Genomic DNA, 13,649 nt, shown 5'->3' with positions numbered 1-13,649 from the left:
CCCATGAAAAATCAAAATATCAAAGTCTATATAGCAGATCTCTTTAACTTGTAAGTAAATAGCAATGTTTGAAATTGCTATTACTGGGTAGAGGTCATTTATAGAATAGCTGAATAAAAGTTCAACAAAAAAATCAGTCAGTGAATTTTCTTTACAGTAAAGCTTTTCTCCTCTGAAATAGAGAGTTATGTAACTAGAGAAAACTCTTCTCACAGATTATTCTGCTATTTTATTTAGTTATTTAGTAATTCTTGCAAAGCTAAATCTCTGCCTTTGTCAAAAGCTTTACTAAAACGTCTGTCTCTGGGACTCATTCGCCAGAAAAAGTAATAGTTGAGCAACTTACTTCTCCATGATAGTTGGGGTTTGACTGGGAGTTTCCCCCGAAAAGATTCCATGATGGGCATTGAATAACTAATTGCTTCGGCTAATGCGAGTAGATATTTTTCCTGAAAGCGACTACTGGGCATTAGATGTGTGAGCTTTAAACCTGTAAACTGTCCTGTTCCTAAACCCAGATCACAAGCTGTAAATGCCAGATCTAAATCTTCAGAACTTGTCATTTGCTGTCCTTTTCGCCCAAGGAGGTTACGTTTTGAATTACTTCTAACTAACTCTAGGTATTTGTTAGCTACTATCTTCCGAACACATATGCCCGCCCCACATGGTACTGTCTCATAGGAATGTACTACATTAGACCACTTATCATACTCAAACTCTCTAATGGCTAGCATCCACCAGTAAGATTTTGTCCATTCTGGTGGTGTTTCCTCAAATTCAGGTCTAATCTGCCCACCCCAAGCACCAATGAATGTAAAGTTATTACTAATTCTCAAGACAACCTCAAGGTAATCTAGATCTAATACATTATCGTCATCTACAAATACTAGTGTGTCAGCTTTGGCTTCCGTAATTCCACATAGCCGAGCAGATGTCAAACCTAGCTTCTCTTCTCTAATATGACGCGCGTTAGGATGCCAGTTGAGGCTTAGCTCTGAAGAAAGTAATTTATTGCTTGCATTATCTACTAGCAATAATTCCCATTGTTCTAGAGGTAAGGTTTGGGTTTCAAGGGCTTTTAGTACTCTCTCTATATATTCACGTCGAGGGTTGTGGGCGCAAATAATAACACTAATTACTGGTTTCATTGCATACTTACTTGATTGGTATATGTGATAGCAAAATAGTACTATAAGCTGATCAAACTATAACTTAATCCATGTTTCAGGTATTAAGTCTTTTGTATTAAAATCGTTATTATTGAACCACTTAGCTGGAGCAACAACAGTTTTATTTTTTTTAGAGTTAAGCCATGCACCCCACCAACTAAAGGAACTATTGGCGATAATGTTATGCTGACACTTGCCCATGAGACTTAGCTCTTCATAGTCTGGGAAGTTGTGGTCACTAACTAAGGTGATGGGGAATTCAATACTTAAGTTCTGTTTAACCCAATCAGGATCATCTGAAAAAACAAAAAAATGTGGGTTAGTAATATGTTCAGAGATATAGGCGATCGCTCTTTTGTAGTAATTTAAGTCACAAGCACTCAGAATTCTATTATTCGGATCATTGACATAATCACTTCGACGCACATGTAGAGATACAGAACTTGTATTATTAATTGCGTCTAGTATTTGGGGAAATATTGAAGTATGCGGGTATTTTAGAGTGAACTCTTGTCTTAAAATATCAGCGATATCTGAGAAATATTTTTCAGACTGCCAAAATCCCTCCATATAAACATGGTAAGGTGCATTTAGAACATGTGGATCGAAATGGAACTGGTTTTCTTTAAGAACTAATCCTCTTTGGTAAAACCCTGCTACTGATTGTCTAAATCCCAGTCTACGTCCAATCTTGGCAAACATTTGTTCATGGAAAGTAGACCTGCCTATGAGAGTTGTAATTTCCTGAGAAGTGGCTAAATGCTCCCAAATGTTAAAATACCGCAACCTATACTGCCGAAGTCTTTGAGTCTCAAACCAACTAAGATCTAGCTTTAAAGATGTCAAATGTTTTTCAGAAAGCCTACGCGCTGCCGCGTACTGAAACATTTGATTTCCCAGCCCACCATCTAAGCGTAATATAATCATAAAATTTGCTGAGTATTTATGGATTAAAGCTTGAGATTTCTATATTCATCGGATTAAGAATACTGCCAACTCCTGAAATTGCTGGGAGATCAATACCTTCAGCAAAATCCGCAATCTCTAAAACTCCAGCATCTCTAACGTAGTGGAATGTATGATTAGATTCTGAAAGACCCACTACTAGAGAATAGCGCCCTGTTCCTAATAAGATAACTTTTTCTTGAAAAACGGCTTGATATTCTCCTGGTGATAAAGAATGAGGGATGCTCCAAGAAGTTTGTAAAGGAACTTCATCACTAGTTATAAGCCCAAGTGCAATTATAAAACTTTCTACTCTCTTGGTGATTTTAAAGTTAACTCGGACTTGCCAAGGCTTCCCCACGGGGATCGATAAAACTGGTGCTCCGAATTCATCCTCAACCGTAAGCTTATAGGCATAGCCAGGAATATTTTGCTCGGTTGGTTGTTGTATGTCGTATACAGATTGTATGTGATCACTGCTTTCTACATAAGTGTGTAAAACATCGCTGACATCACCTTTGATTTTTACATTCCCTTTTTCTAGAAGAATTGCGCGATCGCATAATCTCCGAATAGCTGCCATATTATGGCTTACGAATAGAACTGTTCTTCCTTCATCAGCAACATTTTCCATCTTGCCTAAACATTTCTTCTGAAAGTTCAGATCCCCAACTGCCAATACTTCATCCACAACTAAAATTTCTGGCTCTAGATGGGCAGCAACAGCGAATGCAAGACGAACATACATCCCTGATGAATATCGCTTTACAGGTGTGTCTAGAAATTTTTCGATTTCAGCAAAGTCAATGATCTCATCAAATTTTTTCTTGATTTCCATCCTACTCATTCCAAGAATAGTACCATTTAGGTAAACATTCTCTCTTCCTGACAATTCTGGATGGAACCCTGTTCCAACTTCTAATAAACTAGCTACTCTTCCTTTAATCTTGATTTTCCCCTTAGTTGGTTCTGTAATTCTACTAAGAATTTTTAACAGAGTCGATTTGCCTGCGCCGTTGCGACCAATTATGCCAACTCTATCTCCCTGATTAATTTCAAATGAAACATCTTTTAAAGCCCAAAATTCTTCATTAGTAGAGCTAGAAATTTCCTTCGCAGAATGATTGATAAGTTTCTTGCCGATTGACTTTGCCGTATTACTAATAGCTTCTCTAAGAGATCTATTCGGCCCCAAGTTTTGATGATTGATAACATACTTCTTACTTAGGTTTTCTACTTGAATAATAGCTTCAGACATTATTTCCTTTATCTCCCATAATAGTGTCGTATTTAGATTAGATAAGTGATGAAACATTTTAAGTTTTTCACTTAGAAAGTTGAAGTTTATTGATTTAAAAGAATCATCCATAAGGAGATGACCTTCTTAAATCACATCAGCAAATGTTCGTTCCATTCTTCTAAAATACCAAATGCCACTGTAGAGCAGTAAAATTACAAGCCCTAAGGAGAGTAAAAATCCTGGCATGTAAAGATTTGACTCTCCACCAAGGATAGCCCAGCGAAACCCATCAATCACACCGACCATTGGATTTATAGAATAGATGAGTCGCCATTTATCTGGAACAACACTGCTGCTAAACCCAACAGGCGATATGTACAGACCAAACTGCACTATAAAAGGTACGATGAAACGAAAATCTCGATATTGCACAGTTAGGGCTGCTAGCCATAAACCAACGCCCATTGATGCAGCGAAAGCAATAAGGATAAATGCAGGCAAGGTTAAAATACGCCAGTCTGGGATGAAGTTATACCATGCCATTAGACCAAGTAGAATGATGCCAGAAATCATGAAGTCCACAAAACTAACAATGACTGCACTTGTTGGAACAATCAGTCGAGGGAAGTAGACTTTCGAGATAAGGTTTGAGTTACCTACTAGACTATTGCTACATTCACTAAGAGCATTGGCAAAGAATTGCCAAGGAAGCATACCCGCAAATACTAAAATTGGATAAGGTGCAGATTGCTTAGACTGAAAGTCTGCTAATTGTCCAAAGATTACGGTAAATACAACCATTGTCAAAAATGGTCTAATCAGCGCCCAAGCAATACCAATTGCCGTTTGTTTGTAACGAACCAAAATGTCGCGCCAAGCCAAAAAATAAAATAATTCTCGATATCGCCACAAATCTTTCCAATATTGCTTTTCTGTACGACCTGCTTCAATCACGAGTTCCTTTTGGGCGGCGCTATTTTGATCGTTCATAGTGTTTGTTAGTTTAGTGAAAGTAGCAATCTCATAAATTTAGAACTGACGTAAAAAGCGTAAGTCACTTGTAAATAAACGGCGAATATCGTCTATTTTATGTAAAACCATGGCAACTCGATCTACGCCAAAACCCCAAGCAAAACCAGTGACTAGTTCAGGATCATAGCCGACGGATTTAAAAACGTTAGGATCAACCATCCCACAGCCGCCAAGTTCAAGCCATCGTCCATTCCACATTACATCGACTTCAGCAGATGGCTCAGTGAAAGGGAAGTAGCTAGGACGAAAACGAATTGGACAGTCTCCTAAAAGTTCTTCGACAAAGGTTTTGACAGTGCCTTTAAGATCGCCAAATGTTAACCCTTCTTCTACAGCTAAAAGCTCGATCTGATGGAAAATTGGCGAGTGGGTGGCATCAATGTCATCTTTACGATAAACACGCCCAGGACAAGCAATTCTTAATGGTGGTTCGTTTTCTTCCATATAGCGGATTTGCACTGAGGAAGTTTGAGATCGCAACAATTTACCATCACTCAGATATAGAGTATCTGCCATATCACGGGCTGGATGATCAGCAGGGGTATTGAGGGCTTCAAAGTTATAATAATCAGTCTCAATTTCTGGACCTTGGGCAACTGTAAAACCTAAGCCCACTAAAATATCTAGCATACGGTCAATAGTGCTTTGGATGGGGTGCTGCCTACCTTGATAAAAATTCAATATCCCTGGCATTGTCACATCAAGAGTCTCGGCATCCAAACGCTTAGCAATTACTGATTGCTGGATTGTAATTTTGCGTTCTTCTAGCTGAGTTTGCAAGGTCTGCTTAACTTGATTGGCGATCGCTCCAACTTGAGGGCGTTCTTCAGCAGATAGCTTACCCATAGCACCAAGAATTTGAGAGAGAGTGCCTTTCTTTCCTAAGTACTCCACCCTTAACTGTTCTAATTCTTCAGGAGTTTGCACATCTCCAACTGATTTTGTTGCGAGTTCTGATAGAGATTGCAATTGAGCGGTTAAGCTCTCTAAGTCCGTTGCCATCAACGTTTCCTATTTATGAAGAATTTTTGCTGTCATAACTTTAGCAGAAAAAATACAAGCTCTGCGGCGATCGGTCAATTTTCTTGGTATATCCCCAAAAGCTAGAGACGACGCAAAGCGTCGTCTCTAGCTTTTGAGCCTAAAATATATATTCAAAAAGCAGGGAGTTTGCCTAGCAAACTCTCTGCTTTTTGAAAAGATCTGGTTTAATCTTTATCTTCTAGCACTAGCTAAGAAAGCCATTGGGTCGATCGCGCTACCGCCATTTGGACGGATCTCAAAATGGAGGTGAGGACCTGTACTGAATCCAGTGCTGCCCATCTCGCCAATTGTCTGACCTTGACTAACTGTTTGACCTTCTTTGACATACAGCGCATTCATGTGGGCATATCTAGTGATTGTGCCGTCAGCATGACGAATATCGATCATATTGCCATAGCCACCATCATTCCACTGAGAGTACTCAACAACACCTGATGCTGCTGCCAAAATAGGCGTACCAATAGGTGCGGCGATGTCAATACCAGCATGAATCCTTCCCCAACGCCAGCCATATCCAGATGTAAATACACCGTCGGCGGGCCAGATAAATCCTGTTGATAGTCCATAATCTTGGACATCAGGTAAGTAAGCACTGGCTGTCAGTTGTGGTAACTCTGGAGAAATTCCTGAACGATCTCCTGGGTTGGCGATCGCACTACGACTGCTGTCAAAATTGCGATCGGGATTGGGGGAAGAATTTAAATTTGCGGCTGCAATCTTAGCTGCTTCTAACTTACGAGCTTCTTCGGCTCTACGTGCTGCTTCTTTGATTTCTGCGTCACGAACTTTAGCATTGAGTTGATCTACTTCAGACTCTAGTCGCTTCACTTCTAGAGAAGTCATCCTTGCTTCAGGTTCAGGCAATAAAGCCACTTGATTTGGCTGTGTAATGATCGCCGCTTGTTGGTCAACAGACCCTGAAGCAGGAACTTTAGGTGCTAGGCTTGCTGCTAACCTTGCAGGAATCTGGACGTTTGGCTCAGATGCGGGTTGAGAGATCGCAGATATTGGCTCACCACTAGTGGTGTTGCCTTGCTCGATCGCCCGATTAGCAGGAATAGTCGGGGTTGATATCGCAGCTACAGGTACGGGCTTAGCAATTGGTTCGGCTGCTGGTTGATTCACCGTTTCCGCAGGAGCATTACCTAGACTGACTCGCTGTTCCTTGATTAGAGCTGTAGGAATCTGTGGAACTGACAAAGCTGCGGCAATTCTCGGTGAGAATTGAATTCTAGGCTCAGCGACTGGCTGAGAAGAATTAGCTTCGAGAGGAATTGAGCGGTTACTACTGTACTGCTCAGCAGCAGTAGCAGCAGGGACTGATGGTGTAGCTATCGATCTAGCTGGTAAGTTAAGAGCTGTCGAAGATAGCGCAGGATTTTTCTTATTGTTAGAACCACCTAGCTCGCCCAATAGCTGATCGGGAGCAAAGGGGAAAAGAGCAACAGCAACTTTAACTGCTGGTTCACCAGCAACAGGTAAACTTGGCTGCAGAGCTGTTGGCTTAGTTTGCAAACTAGCTGACTGTTCCTGAGCAGGAGCAACTGGCAGACTAGCGGAAGTTTCAGCTCCAGTTAGTTGGATCAAACCGTCCCAAGGAGAAACGCGGTTAGCCGCTGCGATTTTTGTGACTGTATCCTTTGGTAAAACCATTGGTGTTGCAGCCGTAACTCTTACTGGCTCAATTTCTCTAGCAGTAGAATTTGACGTAACTCTGGTAGTCTCCGACAAAGTTGCTACAGGAGATGGAATCTGCTTGATTGGCTTCTCATTAGAAGAGGCAATTGTTTGAGTCGTTAGCAGATTGCGATCTTGAGGTAACTTTAACTCTTGATTAAGCTCTAACCACTGAGGATTTTCTAGCTTATTTGCTTCAATGATTGACTTTTGGGTAATACCGTAACGGCGAGCAATAGTCTCGATCGTGTCGCCATTCTGAACACGGTAGGAAGTGTACTTGGGCTGCTTGGAAATGGAGTTTTCAGCGACATTTGACTTGGAATTGTTGCTAGCTAAGGTAGCTACAGCTTTTTTGCCTTCTAATTCTTGCAAACGCTGCATTAAGCGCTCCTTCTCAGCCATTAACTGTCTTTTGACATGACCTTCTTTAACTTGCATTAAGGTCGAGACATTGCCTGGAATCACCAGAGGCTGATCAATCGCTAAGAAATCCCCAGAAGTTAAGGAGGTAAACTTAATAATCTCGTTCTTAGGAACGTTATAGTAACTAGAAATAGCTTCCAGAGTATCGCCTGGTTTAACCTTGTGAACCAAGCCGTTCACAGGAGGGATTACCAACTTCGCGCCTGGTTGCAATTCAGTATTTGCACTTATGTTGTTTGAAGCTGCGATCGCTGCCGCATCAACTTGATAAACTTGAGTTAATTTCCATAAAGTTTCATCTTCACGCACCTCATGGACGATTACTCCTTGGGAGTGATCCCATGTACCTGAGGCGATCGCAGTTCTTGCCATTTCGTATTTGCGATCCTGATTTTGTGCCATCACATCAGTCAAGGTACGAGATGACGCAGCAACAGGCGAAGCCTTGAGGTTATTATTCGCTGTCTGTTGGTTAACCAACACCCCCACAGTTCCAGCGGATAGAGCAAACCCCAAAACTGCAAGCGAACGACGCACCTTCAGAGAGGTCATCTTTTCGCCCAATGTCAGGGAAACATTGGTTGTCAGATCCTCGTCTTTGGAAGATATCTTTTTCAAAAAACTGCCTCCTCTAAACTAGCTTTGCTCCTGATAAATCAAGTGTGAGAATAAAGCGAGTTAAATAATTGAGCCTATTTAAATTAGCAAATTATTAACCCAGCAAGGAGCAATTACAGATCATAAGTTACCTTGATTTTTTCCTTAAAACAAGTTCATGGTGAACAGCAGGAACTTTGATTTTATGCATTCAAGCCCTGTTTTCTGCTGGATGCATATATAAAAGCTATCTGTCAACCATCAGTTTGGTAAAATAATCTTGCAAAATCTGTAGAAAATCAATTCGTAATTAAATATACCTAAAGATAGTTTTTGTGAAAAACTCTTCTCCCCCGTTATCGTTTTTTTTGAGTCTACAAAATGATTTTGCTGAATTTGAGATCTTAAGGTATCTCTCATACCTGCAGATAGCAATAGCAGTTATTATAGTTTTCTATGGGTGCTAGCTCCGAATATCTCTGTTTTACGCTTATTTACTGCGTCTAGCGTTTTAAATTAATTTGTTCTGTTGTGTAAGCTTTTTTTAACAATTTGCTTTAAAAAGTTTACAAAATAAATCCTCAGTAGGTAATTTACTAAGACATTGAGCATGTGATTAGAGTTATAGAGGGGTAAGCTAATCTGAATTCCATATGGGTTTTTGTGCTTAATTTTTATACATTGCAACCATAAATGTGGATACACATAACTTGAGTTCGGTATAAGCTACAAAATTTTAGAAGCTAAAACAGTAAAAGCCTTGCGAAGCGAGGCTTTTACTGTTTTAGCTTCTAGAAACCCTTTCTAGAAGCTAATTATGCATATGTAGTCATCCTAAATAGGTTGTGAGAGAGTCCTTTCGGGACGCACTCTCACAACCATCCAAGCATTACAACTCGCTATAGATGGCGATCGCTTTAGAAGTAAGACGAGTGCATAAAAGTGCATAAAGCCATATTTTTGTTAATTCGTCTTACTTCTTTACTGTTGAGGATTTTTATCTGTGATTTACTCTCGATTATCAGGATGTATACATAATTACATTGGGTACATCAATAGCTTAAAATTACTTTAAAAATGCCTTAAAAAATGAAATCACATTTAGAGATAGCAGCTTTTACCAGCATAACCACAGTACTGAGACTCTACCCATCTTTAAATTAGGGTTAACGTACTTTATTTGCTCGAAAACCGTTGTCAGACTAATTGAATGGATTTTCATATCTGGATAGGCAGCATATAGCTTTGTCTGCCAAATATTGAAATTCCGCCATTTTTAGCACTATAGGCTAATTTAAAGACTTTTTAGGAAAAGAAGATCTATGAGCATTGGATATCTCGCGCTGGTCTTACACGCTCACCTGCCTTACGTCCGCCACCCTGAAAGCGACTACGTACTTGAAGAAGAATGGCTATATGAGGCGATCACCGAGACTTATATTCCCCTAATCAAAGTATATGAGGGGCTGAGGCGAGATGGTATTGATTTTAAAATGACCATGAGCATGACCCCGCCATTGGTATCAATGTTGCGTGATCCTCTTCTGCAAGAACGTTATGATAAGCATCTGGCTTTGTTACAGCAATTGGTTGAGCTTGAAGTAATCCGCAATGAGCACAATGGTCATGTCAAGTATCTTGCTGAGTACTATGTTAAAGAATTTGCCGAAACTCGCGAAACTTGGGAAAAATACGGTGGCGATCTAGTAACTGCGTTTAAGCAATTTCAAGATACAAATAATCTGGAAATCATTACCTGTGGAGCGACTCATGGCTATCTGCCACTGATGAAAATGTATCCAGAGGCAGTCTGGGCGCAACTAGAAGTTGCAGTTGAACATTACACCCAAGAATTTGGACGTGCACCGAATGGAATTTGGTTGCCAGAATGCGCTTATTACGACGGATTAGAGAGATTATTAGCGGATGTAGGATTGCGCTATTTTCTGACCGATGGACATGGCATTTTGTATGGTCAGCCTCGACCTCGGTTTGGCACATATGCGCCTGTTTTTACAGAAACAGGTGTAGCTGCGTTTGCTCGTGATCATGAGTCATCACAGCAAGTATGGTCATCGAAGGTCGGTTATCCAGGAAATCCTGTTTATCGGGAGTTTTACAAAGATTTAGGATGGGAAGCTGAGTATGAATACATCAAGCCGTTTATCATGCCTAATGGTCAGCGTAAAAATACAGGTGTCAAATATCACCGCATTACAGGAAGTGATTTTGGGCTAGATGCGAAGCAGCTTTACGATCCTTACTGGGCAAAAGAAAAGGCTGCTGAACATGCAACAAACTTCATGCAAAACCGTGAAAGGCAAGTTGGCTATCTACATAATATGATGGGTCGTCCGCCACTTGTGGTATCTCCCTACGATGCTGAGTTGTTTGGACATTGGTGGTATGAAGGTCCTTGGTTTATTGACTTTTTGATCCGTAAGTCCTACTACGATCAAACTACCTTTGAGATGACACATCTTGCTGATTATTTGCGCGGTAACCCCACTCAGCAGGTATCACGTCCTGCTCAATCTAGTTGGGGTTATAAGGGTTTCCATGAATATTGGCTAAATGAGACGAATGCTTGGGTTTATCAGCATTTACATAAAGGTGCAGAACGGATGATTCACTTATCCTATCGTGAACCTGCGGATGAACTGGAGTGGAGAGCTTTAAATCAGGCTGCTCGCGAGTTGCTTTTGGCACAGTCTTCTGATTGGGCTTTCATTATGCGTACTGGCACAATGGTTCCCTATGCGGTTAGAAGGACGCGATCGCACTTAATGCGATTGGAGAAACTATTTGAAGATATCGAGGCAGGTAAAATTGACGCTGGTTGGTTGGAGAAAATTGAATATATAGACAATATATTCCCTGACATTAATTACAGAACCTATCGACCATTAACTGCTGGCTAATTGATTTAGTAGCAACCCCAAAAGAGAAAAGAGGCGCAATGCGCCTCTTTTCTCTTTTGGGGTTGCTAAAAAGTTTTGCAGTATAAGACTTTTTTCTTTACATTTATTTAACAAAGTGTTAGTAGCATATGCTACCGTTTTGATAATTATATGTTATGGTACTTATATGTAAACAATATGTAATTAAAAGGATATTAGCGATGAATACTCTTCAAAGAAAGGCTGAAGCTGCTGCAAATCATAAAGCTAATCTGTCAGCCTCGGTCAAGCGCCGTATGGAAGTTGCTCGTGCTAATAATGACGCTGGATTACTAAATGTCCTCGAACAAGAAATGAAGCAACTAGGCTTAAATTAAAAAATCAGGGCGCAAAGCGCCCTGATTTTTTTTAGGTTGCGCCGCCGAAAACTTCAATGTTTTCAAATAAACAGACGGGGGAAGCATGTCCTACACGAATTACTTGGTTAGGCTCACCTTTGCCACAAAAGGGGGAACCATAGGCTTCGACAGTGTCGCGATCGCCTACTTTTGTCAGGCTATTCCAGAATTGATTGGTAATCCCGCGATAATTAGGATTACGCAGAGTTTTGGTTAATTTGCCATTTTCGATGAGTTTCGCGTATTCGCAGCCAAATTGAAACTTATTGCGATAATCATCGATTGACCAAGAGCGATTGGATTCCATATATATGCCACTTTCAATATTGGCGATGATCTCTTCAAAGGATTGTTCGCCCGCTTCAAGATTAATATTTGCCATGCGATCAATCGCGGGACGATTCCACGAAGTTGCTCTGGAATTAGCGACACCCTCGATACCCGATCGCACTTGACTTTCAGTGCTGCCTAAACCTCGCAAAAGCTTACCTTCTTTAATTAAATATTCCTTAGTCGCAGGTATTCCTGAATCATCAAAGCCATAGCTAGCAAATTCGCCAGCCATCGTGGGATCAAAGGAGACGTTCATTAATCGTGAACCATACTGCATATTGCCAAAGTCCTCAAGTTTGACAAAGCTGCCACCAGCGTAATTGCGCTCATCTCCTAGGATGCGATCGATTTCTAAGGGATGTCCGATGCTTTCATGGATTTGTAGCAACATTTGATCTGGTGCAAGGACTAGCGCTGTGGTTTCCGTAGGACATTCGGTTGCTGAGAGTAGTTCTATCGCTTGTTCACCGATAATTTGCGCTCTTTGCAAAATCGATTGGCGATCAAATACTTCCATGCCGATTTGATTGCATCGCGCAAGCTGTCCGTTATCACCACGGCGCTGAATAATCGCACCATCTTGAGCCGTAGCCGCGTAGTCTGTGGCTATGGTCAGAAATTTTTGATAAATGTCAGAGCCGTTACTACTAACAAAGTTGGTTTCAATTTCAGTAATGACAGCATAGGCACTAGTTTTGACGATCTTGTCAGAAACTTTTAAGGTGTCGCAGATCTCGATCAAGAGTTCATTAATTTCTTGCGGGGCGATCGCATCCGAAGGTTTGAGAAATGGTGAGAAGTACTGCCCGATCGCCTGTGGGCGTTGAGCGATTGTAAAGCGATGCACAGCCCATTTTGCGGCAGTTTTCGCTTGTTGATAGGCTTTCTGAGCTGTAATTTGGATATTTGCGAGGTCGAGATGATTGGTACTGGCATAGCCAAACTGTCCGTCAGCTAATACTTCGATCATCACGCCGTGGGACTGGCTACGTCCATTGGACTGGGGTTTGCGATCGCGTACATATCGAGTCGTATTAATTTCTTTGACTTCACGTAAGCTGATCCATTCAGCAGATGGTAGATCAATATGAGATAAGGCGGCTTTTAAATCAAATTGCATCAGTAAAATCCATAAAGTAAAAGGGACGCAAAGCGTCCCTTTTACTTTATCAACTATTAAGCGGGTGATGGGATTCGAACCCACGACATTCTCCTTGGCAAGGAGATGCTCTACCACTGAGCCACACCCGCATTTCTAAACTCACTTAGTGCTTTGGTAAGTCACTTACTTGCGTTTAGCGCTTTATTAATATGACAAACATTGCAATTAATGTCAACTATTTTTTTATCTCTAAAAGATTAGGGGCGCTTCGCGCCCCTAATCTTTTAGTATTTGAAGCCATTTTTGCGAGTGTGGATGGCAGGTTCGCCATCACGGAGGCGATCGCCTGCGGTGATCGTTGCCAAAATTACGGTGTGGTCACCTGCATCGAGACTACCTGTAACTGTCGCATCAAGATAAGCGATCGCCTCAGTTAGGTAGGGCTGACCACTGGGGGCTGTGGCGGTCTCCAGTCCATCAAAAGGATCAACATCGGGAGCAAACCCTTTGGCAAAATGTCCAATAATTTTGCCATTTCCTTTTTCGGCAATATTAATTACAACTGGACTGCCGACGGTCAAAAAAGACTCAATGGGTCTACCTTTGCCAACAATGATTGTTACGGAAGGAGGGTTAAATCCAGCTTGCTGTACCCATGAAGCGAGCATGGTAGCAGTTTTACCATTTTGTTGAGATGTGACAATAAACAACCCACTAGGTATCGCTCCGATAGCGGCTCCGAGCTGTTCATCTTGAGATGTGGTAACGGTCATTATTCACTAAAAT

General features: G+C 41.1%; 10 protein-coding genes and 1 tRNA gene. 2 read left to right on the top strand and 9 right to left on the bottom strand.

Annotated features, from left to right (window positions below; translation table 11 throughout):
* Positions 1–233: 233 nt before the first annotated feature.
* The 6 genes from ABM313_RS13960 to ABM313_RS13935 form a co-directional block, all read right to left on the bottom strand.
* Entirely contained in the window at positions 234–1,148 is a 915-nt protein-coding gene (locus ABM313_RS13960) for a glycosyltransferase (protein ID WP_434683801.1), read from the bottom strand.
* Positions 1,149–1,205: 57 nt separating this feature from the next.
* Positions 1,206–2,096, bottom strand: coding sequence for an alpha-1,2-fucosyltransferase (locus tag ABM313_RS13955; RefSeq protein ID WP_434683800.1), 891 nt, complete (start codon positions 2,094–2,096; stop codon positions 1,206–1,208).
* Positions 2,097–2,112: 16 nt separating this feature from the next.
* The gene (locus tag ABM313_RS13950; protein ID WP_434688478.1) at positions 2,113–3,372 is read right to left on the bottom strand and encodes an ABC transporter ATP-binding protein; all 1,260 of its coding nucleotides are present in this window, start codon (positions 3,370–3,372) and stop codon (positions 2,113–2,115) included.
* Between the two features lie 126 nt (positions 3,373–3,498).
* Positions 3,499–4,344: an ABC transporter permease gene (locus ABM313_RS13945; protein WP_434683799.1), complete on the bottom strand. Its 846-nt coding sequence runs from the start codon at positions 4,342–4,344 to the stop codon at positions 3,499–3,501.
* Positions 4,345–4,383: 39 nt separating this feature from the next.
* Positions 4,384–5,388 carry a phenylalanine--tRNA ligase subunit alpha gene (gene pheS, locus ABM313_RS13940; protein WP_434683798.1) on the bottom strand — a complete coding sequence of 335 codons (1,005 nt, stop codon included), beginning with the start codon at positions 5,386–5,388 and terminating at the stop codon, positions 4,384–4,386.
* Between the two features lie 213 nt (positions 5,389–5,601).
* Positions 5,602–8,151 (bottom strand): peptidoglycan DD-metalloendopeptidase family protein, encoded by a 2,550-nt coding sequence (locus ABM313_RS13935; RefSeq protein WP_434683797.1) that lies wholly within the window; start codon positions 8,149–8,151, stop codon positions 5,602–5,604.
* Between the two features lie 1,301 nt (positions 8,152–9,452).
* Between ABM313_RS13935 and ABM313_RS13930 the strand changes: the two genes are divergently transcribed.
* Positions 9,453–11,051, top strand: coding sequence for a glycoside hydrolase family 57 protein (locus ABM313_RS13930; protein WP_434683796.1), 1,599 nt, complete (start codon positions 9,453–9,455; stop codon positions 11,049–11,051).
* Positions 11,052–11,251: 200 nt separating this feature from the next.
* Positions 11,252–11,407 (top strand): hypothetical protein, encoded by a 156-nt coding sequence (locus ABM313_RS13925; protein WP_176453325.1) that lies wholly within the window; start codon positions 11,252–11,254, stop codon positions 11,405–11,407.
* Positions 11,408–11,438: 31 nt separating this feature from the next.
* Here the strand turns inward: ABM313_RS13925 and ABM313_RS13920 are convergent, their stop codons facing one another.
* From ABM313_RS13920 to ABM313_RS13910, 3 genes are all read right to left on the bottom strand, one after another.
* Positions 11,439–12,881: a TldD/PmbA family protein gene (locus ABM313_RS13920; RefSeq protein ID WP_434683795.1), complete on the bottom strand. Its 1,443-nt coding sequence runs from the start codon at positions 12,879–12,881 to the stop codon at positions 11,439–11,441.
* Between the two features lie 59 nt (positions 12,882–12,940).
* Positions 12,941–13,012, bottom strand: a tRNA-Gly gene (locus tag ABM313_RS13915).
* Positions 13,013–13,147: 135 nt separating this feature from the next.
* A complete protein-coding gene (locus ABM313_RS13910; RefSeq protein WP_434683794.1) occupies positions 13,148–13,636 on the bottom strand; it encodes a flavin reductase family protein in 489 nt (162 codons plus the stop codon).
* Positions 13,637–13,649: the final 13 nt, after the last annotated feature.

The organism is Pseudanabaena minima str. Chao 2107, assembly GCF_051131155.1.
GTDB lineage: Bacteria > Cyanobacteriota > Cyanobacteriia > Pseudanabaenales > Pseudanabaenaceae > Pseudanabaena > Pseudanabaena minima.
Note: the sequence above shows the minus strand (reverse complement) of the source record. Positions and strands in the feature narration are given on the sequence as shown.

Bases quoted from the DNA above. Each gene is read 5' to 3' on its own strand.
- ABM313_RS13960 (WP_434683801.1), bottom strand. From the start codon at position 1,148: ATGAAACCAGTAATTAGTGTTATTATTTGCGCCCACAACCCTCGACGT.
- ABM313_RS13955 (WP_434683800.1), bottom strand. From the start codon at position 2,096: ATGATTATATTACGCTTAGATGGTGGGCTGGGAAATCAAATGTTTCAG.
- ABM313_RS13950 (WP_434688478.1), bottom strand. From the start codon at position 3,372: ATGTCTGAAGCTATTATTCAAGTAGAAAACCTAAGTAAGAAGTATGTT.
- ABM313_RS13945 (WP_434683799.1), bottom strand. From the start codon at position 4,344: ATGAACGATCAAAATAGCGCCGCCCAAAAGGAACTCGTGATTGAAGCA.
- pheS (WP_434683798.1), bottom strand. From the start codon at position 5,388: ATGGCAACGGACTTAGAGAGCTTAACCGCTCAATTGCAATCTCTATCA.
- ABM313_RS13930 (WP_434683796.1), top strand. From the start codon at position 9,453: ATGAGCATTGGATATCTCGCGCTGGTCTTACACGCTCACCTGCCTTAC.
- ABM313_RS13925 (WP_176453325.1), top strand. From the start codon at position 11,252: ATGAATACTCTTCAAAGAAAGGCTGAAGCTGCTGCAAATCATAAAGCT.
- ABM313_RS13920 (WP_434683795.1), bottom strand. From the start codon at position 12,881: ATGCAATTTGATTTAAAAGCCGCCTTATCTCATATTGATCTACCATCT.
- ABM313_RS13910 (WP_434683794.1), bottom strand. From the start codon at position 13,636: ATGACCGTTACCACATCTCAAGATGAACAGCTCGGAGCCGCTATCGGA.